18 protein-coding genes are annotated in these 15977 nt (G+C 45.6%); 10 read left to right on the top strand and 8 right to left on the bottom strand.

The features are described from left to right. Window positions 1–332: 332 nt before the first annotated feature. Window positions 333–1133 carry a Rieske (2Fe-2S) protein gene (locus ACMUEV_RS26765; protein ID WP_415354703.1) on the bottom strand — a complete coding sequence of 267 codons (801 nt, stop codon included), beginning with the start codon at window positions 1131–1133 and terminating at the stop codon, window positions 333–335. Beyond that, complete coding sequence (locus ACMUEV_RS26770; protein WP_415354704.1) at window positions 1019–1315, bottom strand: Rieske 2Fe-2S domain-containing protein; 297 nt, start codon at window positions 1313–1315, stop codon at window positions 1019–1021. The genes ACMUEV_RS26765 and ACMUEV_RS26770 overlap by 115 nt, the downstream gene beginning before the upstream one ends. Before the next feature lie 106 nt (window positions 1316–1421). Between ACMUEV_RS26770 and ACMUEV_RS26775 the strand changes: the two genes are divergently transcribed. Genes ACMUEV_RS26775 through ACMUEV_RS26785 form a run of 3 tightly spaced genes read left to right on the top strand, consistent with a single transcriptional unit; the run spans window position 1422 to window position 2617 of the window. After that, window positions 1422–1679: a type II toxin-antitoxin system ParD family antitoxin gene (locus ACMUEV_RS26775; protein WP_017286046.1), complete on the top strand. Its 258-nt coding sequence runs from the start codon at window positions 1422–1424 to the stop codon at window positions 1677–1679. Then, complete coding sequence (locus tag ACMUEV_RS26780) at window positions 1676–1984, top strand: type II toxin-antitoxin system RelE/ParE family toxin (protein WP_190653789.1); 309 nt, start codon at window positions 1676–1678, stop codon at window positions 1982–1984. Before ACMUEV_RS26775 ends, ACMUEV_RS26780 begins: the two co-directional genes overlap by 4 nt. A 3-nt stretch (window positions 1985–1987) precedes the next feature. Next, window positions 1988–2617, top strand: coding sequence for a TetR/AcrR family transcriptional regulator (locus ACMUEV_RS26785; RefSeq protein WP_190653790.1), 630 nt, complete (start codon window positions 1988–1990; stop codon window positions 2615–2617). Window positions 2618–2637: 20 nt separating this feature from the next. Here the strand turns inward: ACMUEV_RS26785 and ACMUEV_RS26790 are convergent, their stop codons facing one another. From ACMUEV_RS26790 to ACMUEV_RS26800, 3 genes are read right to left on the bottom strand one after another with little or no spacing between them, the layout of a single operon-like run. Then, on the bottom strand, window positions 2638–3363 hold the full coding sequence (locus tag ACMUEV_RS26790; RefSeq protein WP_017286043.1) for a hypothetical protein: 726 nt from the start codon (window positions 3361–3363) through the stop codon (window positions 2638–2640). A gap of 14 nt (window positions 3364–3377) precedes the next feature. Beyond that, a complete protein-coding gene (locus ACMUEV_RS26795) occupies window positions 3378–3704 on the bottom strand; it encodes an MgPME-cyclase complex family protein (protein WP_017286042.1) in 327 nt (108 codons plus the stop codon). Between the two features lie 39 nt (window positions 3705–3743). Next, complete coding sequence (locus tag ACMUEV_RS26800; RefSeq protein ID WP_190653791.1) at window positions 3744–4466, bottom strand: pyridoxine 5'-phosphate synthase; 723 nt, start codon at window positions 4464–4466, stop codon at window positions 3744–3746. 183 nt (window positions 4467–4649) lie between these two features. Between ACMUEV_RS26800 and ACMUEV_RS26805 the strand changes: the two genes are divergently transcribed. From ACMUEV_RS26805 to ACMUEV_RS26820, 4 genes are all read left to right on the top strand, one after another. Next, window positions 4650–5306 carry a cytochrome b N-terminal domain-containing protein gene (locus tag ACMUEV_RS26805; RefSeq protein ID WP_190653792.1) on the top strand — a complete coding sequence of 219 codons (657 nt, stop codon included), beginning with the start codon at window positions 4650–4652 and terminating at the stop codon, window positions 5304–5306. A 325-nt stretch (window positions 5307–5631) separates the two neighbouring features. Further along, window positions 5632–5892, top strand: coding sequence for a helix-turn-helix domain-containing protein (locus ACMUEV_RS26810; protein WP_017286039.1), 261 nt, complete (start codon window positions 5632–5634; stop codon window positions 5890–5892). A gap of 218 nt (window positions 5893–6110) precedes the next feature. Continuing rightward, complete coding sequence (glgP, locus tag ACMUEV_RS26815) at window positions 6111–8330, top strand: alpha-glucan family phosphorylase (protein WP_017286038.1); 2220 nt, start codon at window positions 6111–6113, stop codon at window positions 8328–8330. Window positions 8331–8550: 220 nt separating this feature from the next. Further along, window positions 8551–9621: a fatty acid desaturase gene (locus ACMUEV_RS26820; RefSeq protein WP_190653793.1), complete on the top strand. Its 1071-nt coding sequence runs from the start codon at window positions 8551–8553 to the stop codon at window positions 9619–9621. A 121-nt stretch (window positions 9622–9742) separates the two neighbouring features. Here the strand turns inward: ACMUEV_RS26820 and ACMUEV_RS26825 are convergent, their stop codons facing one another. Then, a complete protein-coding gene (locus ACMUEV_RS26825) occupies window positions 9743–10021 on the bottom strand; it encodes a hypothetical protein (protein ID WP_190653794.1) in 279 nt (92 codons plus the stop codon). A gap of 53 nt (window positions 10022–10074) precedes the next feature. On the opposite strand from ACMUEV_RS26825, the gene ACMUEV_RS26830 reads away from it, so the two are divergent. The 3 genes from ACMUEV_RS26830 to ACMUEV_RS26840 all read left to right on the top strand — a co-directional run bounded on the left by ACMUEV_RS26830 (window position 10075) and on the right by ACMUEV_RS26840 (window position 12468). Then, entirely contained in the window at window positions 10075–10944 is an 870-nt protein-coding gene (locus tag ACMUEV_RS26830; RefSeq protein WP_190653795.1) for a tRNA (5-methylaminomethyl-2-thiouridine)(34)-methyltransferase MnmD, read from the top strand. 123 nt (window positions 10945–11067) lie between these two features. Beyond that, window positions 11068–11820, top strand: coding sequence for a hypothetical protein (locus tag ACMUEV_RS26835; protein WP_190653796.1), 753 nt, complete (start codon window positions 11068–11070; stop codon window positions 11818–11820). A gap of 30 nt (window positions 11821–11850) precedes the next feature. Beyond that, entirely contained in the window at window positions 11851–12468 is a 618-nt protein-coding gene (locus ACMUEV_RS26840; RefSeq protein ID WP_190653797.1) for a restriction endonuclease subunit R, read from the top strand. Here the strand turns inward: ACMUEV_RS26840 and ACMUEV_RS26845 are convergent. Then, window positions 12465–12980 carry a RecQ family zinc-binding domain-containing protein gene (locus ACMUEV_RS26845; RefSeq protein ID WP_190653798.1) on the bottom strand — a complete coding sequence of 172 codons (516 nt, stop codon included), beginning with the start codon at window positions 12978–12980 and terminating at the stop codon, window positions 12465–12467. The genes ACMUEV_RS26840 and ACMUEV_RS26845 overlap by 4 nt on opposite strands. Window positions 12981–13141: 161 nt before the next feature. Then, on the bottom strand, window positions 13142–15802 hold the full coding sequence (locus tag ACMUEV_RS26850; RefSeq protein ID WP_190653799.1) for a UvrD-helicase domain-containing protein: 2661 nt from the start codon (window positions 15800–15802) through the stop codon (window positions 13142–13144). Between the last annotated feature and the right edge of the window lie 175 nt (window positions 15803–15977).

A 15977-nucleotide genomic window follows, 5' to 3' on the forward strand; every position in this document is an offset into this window, starting at 1 on the left:
GACGGCAGAATCGGTATTTCAGCCATTTTTTCGTTACATGGCTTCACAAAATTGAGCAATTTTCAGCCCAGTTCGCCGGATTCGATGACTTATCCACAGTTCGCCGAAAAATGCCGATCTTAGCTCGATCTCCTGTGGAAAACTTTCAGTTTGGTGTGGAAAAAGTGTGGAAAAGAACTTGAAAACTTGTGGATTGTCTGTGGAGAGCGTGGGGAAAATCAAATTAATTGTAAAGTTTTGTAAAGATTTTCAGATCTTAGACTTAGGGCTGAGAGATCGACTTTTGATCCGGGAACCATGCAAAATTGATCGTTCCATTTCCGTTTTAGCAGCTAAGATCTGGAATTTGTCATCTCTGAAAAGTTGGCAAAATTGCGTCTTACCCAGTCCATACCAACTTCATTGTTGAGTTTGATATGTTGCGGACTGTCAGCGTAGAGTTTGCCCAAAATATCTGCATCTTGTTCGACAACGGTTGCAGCTAATTTCAGAACATTGTTTTTCAACAATCGAAACACAGGATTTTTGAATCTGCCATAAGCTAAGACATAAGTTCGTGTGTGCGTCTCAAATTCAGGCACAAAGATATGACACTGTTTAATGGTTCCGATGGGTGCTTCACCATGAAAGATCACGATCGCTGGAACGTAGTTTTCTAAATGTGCCCGAATGACTTTTGGCATTTCGAGTAACGCAGGATTTTTGAGAAGGTCTTGCCACTTGGGTTGAGCTCTTGGCATGTCATAGTACGAATGAGAATGCAAGCGTTGATCAATGAACCGCTTAAAGTCAATCCGTTCAATCTCAAATAAAGGTCGATGCGTTCCATTTTGATGGTTGTAATCGTGCATGTTTAACAACATGCTGAGCAAATCTGTTTTGACACTGCACTCTCCTGCAACTCCAGCAAATTCATAGTCTGCTGTAAACTCATTCAAGACATTTGGAATTGGCATTTTCGGCTCCACTCCGCCATAAGACCAAATCAAATCTCCCTGAATGATCAATTCCAGCGGTTTTAACAATGATTTCGTTGCTTTATTAGAACCTGGTAGCACCATTGAGCCAGTCTGATCAAATTCCAGTGCATGAAAAGGACACGCAATCGTACTACTGCCATCAGATTTCGCCACGCACCAGCCTTCAGACAGCATTGCACCCATGTTGGGCAAGCATTGGACAAGGCATGAATTTCGCCTTTGTAGTCTTGCCAGAGGACATAATCCCGACCGTACAGCGATACCTTTTTCGGCTGATTTGACTTCAGCATCGATCTATGAGCCAGCAACCAAGGCGATCTTTGCAGCATGTTCATAAGATTTTAATTAATTAATTTTTTAGTTAGTTTAGAAATCCGGTCTAGAAAAGTCAACTAATGATCGCTGTATCATGATGAGAAAGTGTAAGTCGAGATGATGGCCATGGCATTGAACTCTGAACAGCAAGAATTTATTCAAGCGAGAGTTGAATCTGGACAGTATAAGAATGCCGATGAGGTAGTTGATGCTGCATTTAAGCTGTTAGAGAAGAGAGAACAGTATGATCGATGGCTTAAAGATGCACGTGAAGATGTCCAAGTTGGACTCGCAGAATTGCACAGAGGCGAAGGCGTTGATGGCGAAGTTGTGATCGCGCAACTGAGAGACAAAATCGCTAAAGCTCGTGGTACAAGAGAATGACTCGCCGCTATCAGATTGCTCCTGCTGCGAGTCGAGACCTTAACCGCATTTTGGATTATTTCCTTGAACGTAGCATTGACGCTGGTGAGAAATTCGTAGACGAATTTGAGCGAAAATGTCGCAATATTGTTAGCTTTCCAAATATCGGGAAAAGCTATGGATATCTCGCGCCCAATTTACGAGGCGTTTTACTGAACGATTACATCGTTCTCTACATCGTTACGGATGAATTAGTTGAAGTGGTTAGAATTCTGCATGGTCGCCAAGATTTAGAAGCACAATTTCCTGAATCATGGCAGGAGTGATGGATGGCACAATCTCAAAAACGGCAATTTCGAGATGCAGAAATCACTCAAAAGCAAATTCTAGATGCAGCAGAAATTGAGTTTTCTCGGCATGGATTGAAAGGAGCAAGAATTAGCGCAATCGCAAAACAAGCCAAGATTACGACCGCGATGATTCATTACTATTTTGAAAATAAAGAAGGACTTTATCGCGCCGTTCTACAGCGCCCCATGGAAGAAAATCAGCAGTTTGTAGAACAGTTAGAACTCGATCATTTATCGCCTGAAGATGCGATTACTTTTATTATTCGAGTCGCGATCGCAAACGAATTTCGCAATCCTTATCGACAAATGCTGTGGTTTCAAGAAGCAAGCCAAAATCAAGGACTTTATTTCAAGCAAGGAAACTGGTCAGGCATATTTGAACGCGTGATCAAAGTTCTAGAACGAGGCATCGAATCCGGTGATTTTCGCCCTGTTGATGATTCAATGTTGATGCTGACTCACATTCTAGGCGTTTGCATTTTCTACTTCACAGTGCAAGAAAATTGGCAGCATTTAACGCCAGATGTCGATCGCTTAAGTCCTGAGAAGGTTGAAAAGCACACAGAAGACGCGATCGCGTTTGTTTTAGCCGCGATCAAAAAGCCGTAAGCAAATACGGCTTGATCTACTTATCGTCCCCCGATCGCAGAATCTGTCTGTACGACTGGAGTCAGCAAGGTTAGGCGGCGACCGCTCACGAGCATGGCGGCAAATCCGCGATCGTTGAGAATTTGCATAATGCGATCAGCACTACCGCGATCGCGCGTGTGGACAGCTAGCAGAAATGGACGCTGCTCAAACGAAACGAGACCAATATTGCGATTCAAAACTTGCTGCATTTGAGCAGCAACTTCAGGGCGATTATAGTGATTTACAATCACCGCAAATCCGTCTTCCAAAGCCCGAGGATTGTAACCCGATGGATTGGGATTAATCGGCTCAGGAGAAAGCGTTGCAGTCCGTACAGGCTCTCTAGAGAGATCGATCGCTTGAACTGGAACTTCTGGCTGACTGGCAACTTGCCCACCTGCGGGTAGCGCTACAAACGTCCGAAGTTTCACCGTCTCGTTGAGGTAACCTGCCCAAGAATTCGCTGTATCCGTATCTCGGTAGCCCCCGATGCGCGTCACTGTTTCGCCAAAGTAATTACAAACTGAGACTTCTGCATCCCGAGAAATTACACTTCGGAGGCGCGCTTGGGCTTCAGGAGTGCGCGTCACAACCAGAAGAAGAGGCTCATTTGATCGCGGCGCTTGGCAATTTGCAAGTTGGGCAGAAGCAGGCGGAATCACATTCAATACAAGTGTCATTCCGGCGATCGCTTTAAAAACAGTTTGAAAGGGCATCTGGGGCATAGAAATTTCCGGGTTTAAGGGACAGGTTCAAGAGATGCCAGGGGTTCGGGAATGGTTTCCGATTGCTGGAACTCTCCAGTGATGACATATTCTAGTCGCAGCTTGAGCCATGTAATAAATTGTTTCTTGGTCGAGACGATCGCGACTGCCGGACGAGGACATTTTGCTTTGTTTTCTGCCATTTCTGGTGCTTCAAGAAACGCGGGTTCTTTGATCACCCAGAAATCAATTTCTCGGTTCTTTTCTGCATAGTCGCGATACCGTTCTTTGAGAACTTCTTCGATCGGTTCTTCTTGTAACAGGAATTTTTGGCTGGCTAAAACGTAATAGTAGGTTGTCATGATGGTCTGTTCTTAAGTTCAAAAGGGTCAGGACAGGCGTTAAAGTTGCCCACGAATTGCTTGTTTCATTTCTCTCACCGCTCGTTCAAATCCAACGAGAACAGCTCGACTAATGATCGTATGTCCAATATTCAATTCTTCCATGCCAGGGAGTCGCGCGATCGGGTAAACGTTCCAATAGGTCAATCCATGTCCCGCATTAATCCGCAATCCGGCAGCGATCGCGATTTCACATCCCTGAGCCAAAATCTCCAATTCCTTCGCCTGTCCCTCTTCTGAGTAAGACCCGGCATATTGTCCGGTATGCAATTCGATAAATTTCGCTCCAGTTTCAGCCGCAGCATCAATTTGGTCGTGTTCCGCATCGATAAATAAGCTGACTGGAATACCAGCGCTTTGTAACGTCGTCACTACATCCGTCATCCGGTTCAGTTGCCCCGCGATATCAAGTCCGCCTTCAGTCGTCACTTCCTCACGTTTTTCGGGAACGAGGGTCACGTAGTCGGGCTTGATATCGAGCGCGATCGCCACCATTTCATCGGTAGCTGCCATTTCTAAATTCAAATGCGTTCGCACGGTTTGGCGGAGCAGACGGACATCGTGATCCTGAATGTGACGGCGATCTTCTCGCAAATGGACGGTAATGCCATCTGCACCTGCAAGTTCTGCTAAAACTGCCGCTGCGACGGGATCGGGTTCGACAGTACGGCGGGCTTGGCGAATGGTCGCGATATGGTCAATGTTGACACCGAGAGTAGGCAATGTTCTGTCCCAAAGCTTCAGGCAATGATTTTATCGCGTCCGACCGAGTTGCTGCGATGGAAAAATACTGAATTCTGGACAGTGGAGGGGAATTTTTATCAAATACATTAAGAATCATTTCCGATTCTGAGAGACTTCGTTACAATTTAGTTAACAGAACTATACATATTACGAATTTCCGTCATGCTTACTCCAGCCTTCATTCTGCGACGGTTATCCACGATTCTTGCAGTGTCGATCGTAACGTTAACGCTTCTCGCTGCGACCTCTGGAATTCTGATTGCGTTTTACTACCAACCTGCGGCGGGTGCAGCTTACGACTCGTTACAAGCCATTGATCAGACCATTCCTTTTGGTTGGCTCGTTCACACCCTGCACAATTTGTCTGGAAATCTTGTGATTGTAGTCGGTCTGATTCAAATTTTCGTCATGTTTTTGGGAGAGCGATTTCGTCGCAGTTGGCTGACAGCTTGGGTCAGTGGAATTCTTTTTACCTTAAGTGCGATCGGACTCAGTTGGACAGCGATGATTTTGAACTGGAATCAGATCGGATTCTGGCGGTTAAAAATCGAATTGGGAACCATCGAAGCGATCCCATTCATTGGTGCAACCTTACGTGAGATTTTGACAGGCGGAAGTGTCGGCAGCCTGACCGTGGCTCATATGTACACGCTGCACAGCTATGTCATTTCGTTAGCAGCGCTTGGATTATCGATCGTCCATTTGACAGGCTTAGTCTTCCAAGAACGAGAAATGCAGAGCGAAATGCCCGCAATCCAGCCTGTGCCCCAGGAAGTTGAAGCGATCGCTGAACCCAGTTCAGCACAAGTTTCGATTTAAATTAAACTTCGATTTCGCTTTCATCTTCAACAAAGGGCAGCTTTCTGAACTGCCCTTTACTTTTTCTTCTTATCTTCATTCTCAATACGGGTCAAGATTTGAATTCAATAAAATTTAACGATTTTGAGGGCAAAATTTCGCACTTCGTCCCCAAATTTATCAAAATCCATTCGATGACCCGCCCCGTCTTTAATTCATAACAATTCTTCACAACAGTACAGAAACCTAACGTAGTATCAATCTCGTCACGAGAGACTATGTAATCAACGCATGTTGGTTACTACAACCATTTACGAACGCGATTGGCTTTGCCAAGATCTGCAACATGGGAAAAGCAGGAAAGGCACTAAGACAAGTACTCTCAACCTACGGGATTAGCCAAAACCGATTGGCGGTCACGATGGGGATCAATCGATCGACTGTTCATCAGTGGGTCAACGAGATCAGTGATCCCCTTGCCGAAGCTGTGACGCATGTGATTAAAGCCTTGCGAGAGCTTAACACCACCGCAGCCGAAGACTTTATTGATTTGTATCTAGAGCGTCAAGCGCCGCCATCTGCACCAGAGCCTGAAGACAATCTGTAATTCGTCGTTGCATCCCGATAAATAATGCTACAAAACGATAAGCCAGGTCTGATGTTCAACGGGGTACAATCCAAAACACACGATCGCCGTTTCACAGTGCGTAACTTCGCGCTGTCCAGGAACACATACGAAGCTTCTGGGAACCCAGATTAAGCTGCAAAAACGCCCCAGAACTTCGATTCCTATCGTTCTAAGAAAGCAAAGAGATCTTCAAATCTATGACTTATACTTCAACTGTCAATCCGGCTGACAGACTGAGTGCGCGTTTACCCCAAGCCTTGAAGCCTTTGGCGGAAATCGCATACAACTACTGGTGGTGCTGGACTCCAGATATGATTTCGCTGTTTCAGTCGATCAATCCCGACGAATGGGAGCGCTGTGGACATAATCCCATCGTGCTGCTCGAAACCGTGAGTTTCGATCGCTTGACCCAATTGACGGTTGAGCCAAACTACATGGCACGGCTGAAGAAATTGTCAGAGCAGTTCACGCAATACATGGCATCGAGTGATACTTGGTCAAGCCGCGTCGCTCCACAAATTACGGCTCAGAACCCGATCGCTTATTTCTGTGCAGAGTTCGGCTTACACGAATCGCTCCAAATCTATTCCGGTGGTCTGGGAATTCTCGCTGGGGATCACTTGAAATCTGCTTCAGATTTAGGGGTTCCGCTGGTTGCCGTCGGCTTACTTTACCGTCAAGGTTACTTCCGTCAAAAGCTCAATCAAAGTGGCTGGCAGGAAGATTACTACATCAACAATCCTTTCGAGCGGTTACCGCTGCAATTGCTGAAAGATGAGAACGACCAGCCTTTAGTGTTTGAAGTTCTCGTCCGGCATCGCCATGTGAAAGTACAAATTTGGAAAGCGCAAGTTGGACGAGTCAGCTTGTTCTTGATGGATACCGATCGAGAAGATAACGATCCCATCGATCGCTGGCTGACTGGGCACTTGTACGGTGGCAACCAAGAAACCCGGATCGCTCAAGAAGTTATTCTGGGCATTGGGGGCGTTCGGGCGTTAAAAACTGTGGGGATCGAGCCTGCGGTTTATCACTTGAATGAAGGTCACGCGGCGTTCTGTCTACTAGAAGTCTGTCGTCAGGAAATCCTGAAAACTGGAAAATCCTTCTACGACATTGAGAAAGGCGTGCGCGATCGCTGCGTTTTCACAACGCACACGCCCGTTCCAGCGGGGCACGATGTCTTCTCCGCCGACTTGATGGATTCTTTCTTCGCAAAATACTGGGGAGAATTAGGACTGTCTCGTGAACAATTCCTTGCCTTGGGCGCACGTCGCTTAGGCGATCCTTGGGAACCGTTTGGCATGACTGTTTTAGCCTTGCGGCTTTGTCGATCGGCAAACGGAGTCAGCGAATTGCATGGCGACGTTTCCCGCAAAATGTGGACAGTGCTTTACCCAGAAAAGAGCGAAGACAATGTTCCGATCGGCTACATCACCAATGGCGTTCATGCTGGAACCTGGACTTCTGCAATGATGGCAGACTTGTACAACCAGTACTTGGGCGAAGATTGGACAACGAAAGTGCTTGATCCTCAAACTTGGGCAAAGATCGACAATGCGCCCGATGAAGAAATTTGGTGGAGACATCAAATCCTCAAAGAGCGTCTCGTTGCTCATACGCGCCAGAAAGTGAGAAATTCACGGCAGAACCGAGGCGAAGATTGGAGCCAAGTCGAAGCAACGCAGCATTTACTTGATCCGAAGATTCTCACGATCGGGTTTGCGCGGCGCTTCAGTCCTTACAAGCGGGGTGATTTGCTGCTCAGAAATGTAGAAAAAGCGCTACAAATCTTTAGCAACGATGAGAAGCCCGTTCAAATCATTTTCTCGGGTAAAGCTCACCCGGCTGATGAAGAAGGTAAGCGAATCATTCAGCGAATCATGGAATGGTGTAAGACTCATCAGAATGTTCGCGATCGCGTTGCTTTCATCGAAGACTACGACATGCACACCGCTCGGAAATTAGTCCAGGGTGTCGATGTTTGGCTCAATAATCCACGTCGTCCGTTGGAAGCTTCGGGAACGAGTGGTCAAAAGGTCTGCTTTAATGGCGGTCTAAATTGCAGCGTGCTCGATGGTTGGTGGTGTGAAGGCTACTTGACCGATGCCAATGGCAAAGCATTGAACGGTTGGGCGATCGGAGAAGATGCTCACACGAGCGATCAAGTTCTCCAAGATAAGATCGATTCTGACTCACTCTATGACCTGTTGGAAAATCAAATTATTCCGCTCTACTACGAGCAGGATGAGAATGGGGTTCCACATGGTTGGGTGCAGATGATGAAAGCATCGATTAAGACGAATTGCCCTGCATTCAACACGCATCGGATGATTGCAGACTATGTCGCGCAGGTTTATGCGCCGGGCGTGAAGTCTGATGTACCGTTGACTTTGGCGAAAGTACCTCAAACTTAAGTTCAAAGTTAAATTTGGCGATCGCTGAATTTTGACTCCACCTAGTTCCAAGTAATTGGGTGGAGTCTTATTCGTGGCAATTTGTTCAGGGATTGCTCACGTCAAATCTGTCTATACCGAGGAAGAAATCTCACTTAATTTGCGAAACATACCGTTACATATCCCCCGACAAGGCTGTAAAATAGCCGAGCTACCTACTATTGTTTCGTAAAAAGAAATCGTGCAAGTTTACCCCAGTCCATCTGATGCTTTCTCAATCAAGACTCCGGCTACGCGGTCTCAAGACCTTCCATTCACTCTAAAAGACGTAAGAGACGCGATTCCAGACCATTGTTTTGAACCTTCAACAGCGCGATCGCTGTCCTACTTTTTCCTCGACATTGGAATCATTGCAGGGCTGATTGCGATCGCAGCATATCTCGATTCTTGGTTATTCTTCCCCATCTTTTGGTTTGCTCAGGGCACAATGTTCTGGGCATTATTTGTAGTTGGACATGACTGTGGACATGGGTCATTTTCCAAGCACAAATGGCTGAATAATCTCATTGGACATTTGTCGCATTCTCCGATTCTTGTCCCATTTCACGGTTGGAGAATCAGCCATCGGACGCACCACTCGAATACCGGAAACATCGACACGGATGAAAGCTGGTATCCTGTGACCGAATCGAAGTATGCAGAAATGGGATTTCTAGAAAAGCTAATGCGGTTCTACCTGCCGCTGATCGCATATCCGTTGTACTTGTTTCGGCGCTCTCCTGGAAAACAAGGTTCTCACTTCATGCCGGATAGCTCCCTGTTTAAGCCTTCGGAACGAAATGACATTATTGTTAGTACGATTTGCTGGCTAGCAATGGTTGGTTTTCTTGCAGCATTAACATTCCAGTTTGGCTTCTTGTTTCTGCTGAAGTACTATCTGGGTGGATATGTAGTGTTTGTAATTTGGTTGGATTTAGTCACCTTCTTACATCACACGGAAGATGATATTCCTTGGTATCGGGGCGATGATTGGTATTTCTTGAAAGGTGCTTTATCGACGATCGATAGAGACTATGGCATCTTTAACCCAATTCATCATGACATTGGCACGCATGTAGCTCATCACATCTTTTCAAACATGCCGCACTATAAGCTCCAAGAAGCAACAGAAGCAATTAAGCCTTTGCTAGGAAGTTACTACCGCAAGTCAAGTGAGCCGATTTGGAAAAGCTTCTTTAAGTCTTATCTAGCTTGTCATTTTGTAGCAGATAATGGCTCCAAGATCTATTATCAGTCTCCGCATGTTCGGTAATTAATCGTAAGTGCAATTTAAGATGAGCTGGATTTGTTTGTTTCAAATCCGGCTTTTTTATTGAATTCAGATTTTTGAGGGTCTAAAGCCACCTATACCCACGCTAAAATCCTATAAATTCTTAGGTAGAAGCACCCTCATCTTCAGCAGCTTCTAGAGCATTCTCGGATTCTAGAGTCTCAATCAAAAATCGTTTAGCTAAACGATCGTAGACTCCTGCTCCCACAAACTGCGGAAATTTATGCGATCGACTATAGACCCAGACTAAATTCCCTTTCTCAAAAATCCGCACATCCTGAAACCACTTGCAGTCTGGCATCAGCGACTTGGCAAAGTCCAGCGCATCAATCCAGCGATCGAAGTCTCGATCGACATTTCGAGTCACAACCTTAAACACCATTCAACCTCTCACTTACAGATGCTAGAATCTAGTCTACAATTTCTGAAAGTCTCATGGATGCCTGGATTCCGCAATTGACTCAAGATGGCTCATTTACCTTCTTCTCAGAAGAATTTGGCGAAGCATTTCATAGCTATCAAGGTGCAAAAACAGAAGCATTTCAGAAATTCTCAGATGCGATCGAGCTTCACAAAACAGCAGAGCAATCTACGGTTAAACTCTTAGATGTCTGCTATGGACTGGGCTATAACACAGCAGCAGCGATCGAAGTCATTCACAAAGTCAATCCAAACTGCATCATTGAAGTTTACGCTTTAGAACGAGATGCAACCGTTCCCATTGGCGCAACGCATCCCCAGCTACTCGAATACTGGTCGCCTGAAGTACAGACAGTTCTCAAACAATTAGCACATAACCATGAATGCATCCAAGATGATATCAAAGCAAAATTACTGATTGGAGATGCAAGACAAACGATTCGGCATCTCTCTGATTTTCAAGCAGATGCGATTTTTTTTGATCCATTTTCTCCCCGCAAATGTCCACAACTTTGGACGATCGAGTTTTTCCAACTCGTTACTCGCGCTTTAGCCCCAACGGGGAAGCTTGCAACCTATTCTCGATCGGCATCTGTACGCGCCGCTTTAATCGCAGCAGGCTTAAAGATTGGCACGATTCCGCTTGGTGAAGTGCATCTACCGCATGAATGGTCACAAGGCACGATCGCGGCTTGGACTGCCGAAACCTTGCACCCTTTATCTCAAATGGAGCAAGAGCATTTAAATACCCGTGCCGCCGTGCCCTATCGCGATCGCACTTTACAAGACTCAGCCGAAGAAATCTTGGCGCGACATGCACAAGAACAACAATCCAACCAGAGCGAATCCACCTCAAGCTGGCGACGGCGATGGAACATTCGATAGATTCCCCTCACTTGTCAGCTTTGGCAAAATCCATCTGAAAAGTATCCGGCAATATCTTACTCAACTTTGAAGTATGGAAAAATACAGGTCAAAGTTAGACAGTTATTGAGCAGGTAATCTTCGATGTACAATCTAACAGCCTTCACCAAGGAAGATATGAACCACTGTGCGATTAAACTTCGCAACATGGAAGAGCGATCGCATAGTATGGAAGAAACCGCAAATCGTATCGTTCGATATCTGTATGAAAATCTAGTAGATCCGCGAACTGGCGAAAGTGCTTGCACTCTAGTTCGATTTTTCAAAACACATCCATACGGCGATTTAAGTCCCGACCTGCAAGAAGCCGCTCAAGCTATTTTGAAAGGTCGCTCTGTGATGCGGGCGACAAAGTGTTTGACTTTGCTTGCAACAGCAGGCGATGAACCGTACTGGAACGATCGTCAAGAATCGACTGGACATCAAGCCATTCCATTAATCGATGAAGATTTTGTCTACCGCGCGCCGATGATTTTGCAATTGATTCAGCAGTTTGGACTAGAAGTAAGTGCGGTGATTGATACTGCACCCACTTTAATCACAAAAGCATCAAACAAAGCATTTAATGTGTTTTATGTTGCTGATGCAGTCGGGAGTCCTCATATTCCAGCTCAAATGCAGTTTGTACTTCCTTACAAAGTACAGTCCGTTCTAGGATTTGGAGGAATGTTACCTTCTGGAAACCTTTTTGCTGTCATTTTATTTAGTAAAGTCTCTATTCCTCTGAGTACTGCAAACCACTTCAAATGGATTTCTGCTTATGTTCGGATTGCGATCGAGAATTTCGATCGTACCAATGTGTTCGCACCCAACGCCCAACCCCTGCAAATGCGATAAAATCGGCATAATTGTTGATGCAGGAATCGTATGATCACACTGATCGCGAATGAAGTTAGTCTTGCACAGTTGCGCGATCGCTTCGGAGTTGTGCGGTCAACTGACCCTGATTTCTTCAGGGCAAAGTTAGCCTCTGTCCCAGAAATCACATCAGCAGAACAAACTGCGCTCGATCGCGTTCAGCAAAATTATCTCAGTCAACTCGAAGTACAGTCTCTGAACGAAGAAACCGTAAAAATGGTCGTGGTCTCACCACTCTTGGATCAAGCTGGATTTTATCGCTTTCCTTTCACGATCGATTCCGAAGTCAGCATCGAAATTCAAGAAACGGATGACAATGGCATGGCGCTCATTTGGCGGATCGATACGTTGATTGTTCGGAATCAGCTTTGGATTCTGGTCGTTGAGTCTAAGCGATCACGATTTTCAGTGCAAGCTGCGATTCCACAAGCATTATCTTATTTACTTGCTCGACCTCAACCAGAGCAACCCGGATATGCTTTGATGACAAATGGTGGTGAGTTTTTGTTTGTAAAATTGCTCCAGCAAGAAGCTCCAACCTACGGTTTTTCTGCAACCTATTCTCTGCTAAATCCTGGCAATGATCTTTACAAGGTTTTAGCAATCTTGAAACAGATTACCGCTTAATTTTGTTGACAGCGATCGCAGTGACCACAAGTAAAATTCAAAGCATCTTGCTCGAAGCCAAATGACCTTAAAATAAACTGCCATCGACAGTCCTTTGTCTTCAGATAGTTCTGCATCGACTGAGTAGAATTGAGGCTTGAAGCCTGCGCTAGCCTTCGCCTCGATTGAATTTGATAGTGAAATGGATCAGTCCAAACTAACTGCTGAGCACTGTAAAGCAGAGAAAGTGCGATCGCGGCTCCTTTGAACTCTCTCGACACCTGATCGACATTGCCCTGCTGCGGAAGCTTTTGAATTAACGTTTGAGCCTTCTGAATTTGATTTTGCTCTTGAGTTGCAAAGAATTGCCAACGTTGGCGATCCTCTGAATCAAGCCAGCTACTTTTGAGGAGAACTGCTGTCGCTTTTTTTCCATCTCTCCCTGCCCGCCCAATTTCTTGCACATACTCACTCATCAGAAACGGCGCATGATAATGCACCACCCAACGAGTTTCAGCTTTGTCAATGCCCATCTGACTGAACGATATCAAGTGCAAAAAAAGAGAAACTTAACAATTGGCTGGATTATTTTTTCAGAATGAAAATTAGTTTAGATAAGCCATGATACGGTCATATTATCAACAAAAAATCCCCTGCCTTGGCAGAGGATTAAAACTAGAGACGGTGATTTCTCTCAAAGCTGTTTAATCGTCGTTCCAAGCAGGTCGTAAATCTTCTGCATCTCATCCTGAGTCGCATATCGAATCGCAAATTGAATCACAGTTTTTGCACTCCAGACTTTACAAGCTCCTTCAATCACTCCTTGCTCATATTCTGAAAGCTGGCTAGTCGGATCAGTCTTTTTCACAGGTGCAACCAGTTTCTCACTCAGTTCCTCAGTCCGATCTTTGATCATCGGCTGAGCGATCGGTTCGATAAGATCTCGGCTCACTTGAGGTTGAGAAATTGGCTCGGCAAGATTGCCATTGAGTTCAGATTGAAAAGGTGATTTTGGGCGATCGCTGTTCTGCTCTAATCGAGAAACAGGCTTTTGACTCTTCTCCTCTGAACTATTCGACTTCTTCCCGATCTTCTCAGTATTGAGTTTGCGTCCACTGCGATCAACCCGTTCACTCGAAATATTTACAGTGCCTTGCTGCTCAAACTCTTTCCGCACATCCCCAACCAAAGGAGCCGAAACGCCCAAATAATCTGCAATCACCCGATCGCTCGGAATTGTCCCCGGTTGTCCCAATTCGGTCGCTAATGCCTCCAGTAATTCAGGATCAGCAAAGATCATTTCGCATTTACTCCGCTTATCTTTGCGTGTCAGTTTTAGTCCGTGGAATCGATTTGCCTGGGCAGAATAAAGTTTTGCTCTGAGTAGTCCACCAGGTCTGATCTCCGCATAGATCGATTCTTTCTGAGCCAGTCCTGCTGCTTCAGTACGGTGATGCCCGTCGCCTGGGTAGAGCGTGCCGCTACCGTCATCAAACAGAATCGGTAGGGGTTCACGTTCCCAGTCCCATTGATCCGCTTCCATTGGTTCGGCATAGTCGGCGATCGTCGATTCGCTCCGGCGTGAAGGAAGTTGAGTACCAGTATCCAGTTTGATCAGTCCTAAATTGACCCATCGTTTAGAAACAGTGCTGGGGGGTCGATCTTCTTTCTCATAGTCCACATACAACTTGAGTCGAGGATCAGAAATTGGCTGCGGTTCTGCCTCTTCGATCACCTCATCATCCAGCAGTAGCCAATCTGGATTACCCACAATGAACAGTTCAGATTTCGATAGGGTTAGTGCCATATAGAGGAAATTGCGTTCCTGCTCGTATTGCCAGTCCTGTTGATTCTTCCATTTCATCGGCATGTCTTCAGCCTTGTGGATAAAGATGCGCTCTCCTTCTAACCCTTTGGCACGGTGGCAGGTTGAAAGCGTAATTGGGCTGGAATCATCGCTGAACATGGAATCGATGTAGAGTTCCAAATCCTCAATGCTTTTAGCGTTCGGACGATTAGTATAGATGGTCTGAAGCGCTTCCAATTTATCGGTTAGGTTTTCCTTCAGTTGTTCCTCGCTATCAAGTCCCTCATACCTGCTGAACATCATTTGACGATAAGCGTCGATCGCTGCATTAAATTCTGAGTAAACAAATCCCGGCATTTGGGCGATTGCTTCTAGGTCTGTCTTGATCTGATCTCCGATCGCTTTCCCTTTCACTGTGGCTTTGATACCTCTAGCAATGAGCCGGATACAGAGCGAAACAAGTGGTGCAGTCTTGCGAGAAATAACGCGATCACCCGTTTTGAGAAAGGTTTCTAGCTCATTCTCACTGCATTGAACAATCGAGCCTTGTGGAGCATTGTCACGCGCTTCAATTGGAATTGAGGGAAAGATTCTTTGTACTAATTTGATATGTTCTGAGGGGCATCGGTAACAGGTTGAGAGCGGCAATTCGACGCACTTAGCGCGGTCTACAATTTTCTGATAGGAACGATTATCGCTACCACTGAAGCCCATGATCGCCTGATTTGGATCTCCAACAAACAATAAGCGCCCTTTCTTCCCTGCCAGCATCAAAGCGAGTTCTAGCTGTGCGGCATTGAGATCTTGGCATTCATCTACTAATACAAATTGATAAGGCTCAAACCACTTCTGAGATCCTAAATCCCACTTCACAGGCAACCAAATCTGATCGCAGTAGTCGAACGCGACTTTATTCAGTGCTTGCTCCTCACCGATTTTCAGAACGAGCTTGATTGCCTCTGCCACGATCTCAGGTCGCCATACGTCAGCGATTTCAAAATGCTCACAGATTTCTCTGACTGCTGTTTCAGTGGGTTCTGAATTCGTCAACCGAATCAGATCAACCAACGTGAGAAAGTCAGCATCTTTGTCGATCGCTCCCTCATTTCTCAGCGTTCCTTGTCCCATCGATCGAGGTGGGCTGATCAATCCCTGCTCTTGAGCAATCTTTTTGTACTTAGTTGGCTTAATCAGATTGAGCGTATTCTTGATGCTCAGTTCTTGTTTGATCAGGCTCCATCCCGCACTGTGAAGCGTTGAAATCGAATCTTTCCAAACGGTTCCAAACTTCTTGATCAAGTCCTGAGCATTGGCTTTCCCAAACACCATGATTCTGATCTCGCTGGGTTTAAATCCAATCTGCTCTAAAACGATCGCTGCCATCTGAAGCGTAGAACTCTTTCCCGCACCTGCGACCGCATTACAGGCTGCATTCCCTTGACCCTTGACTAAATGTTCTAGAATGCCTCGCTGATAAGAACTAGGAGAATAGCCAAGCTTGTCAGAAACGATCGCAATGGCTTGATCAAGACTGAGTGAGGTTCGCATTCGAGTTTCACCTAAGAATTTATATTTTATTATAATTAATTATATTAAAATATAATCACTCAAAACGAATTACAGTGAAAACTTGGCTCAGGATTCCGGTGAACTGTTCGGACTGGAGCGAATTTCTCGATCGATAGCCCCCTCTAAATTGCTTCCTTCGGTCGCGTGGGAGACA

The organism is Leptolyngbya sp. FACHB-1624 (assembly GCF_047649235.1).
GTDB classification, from domain to species: Bacteria; Cyanobacteriota; Cyanobacteriia; order Leptolyngbyales; family Leptolyngbyaceae; genus Leptolyngbya; species Leptolyngbya boryana.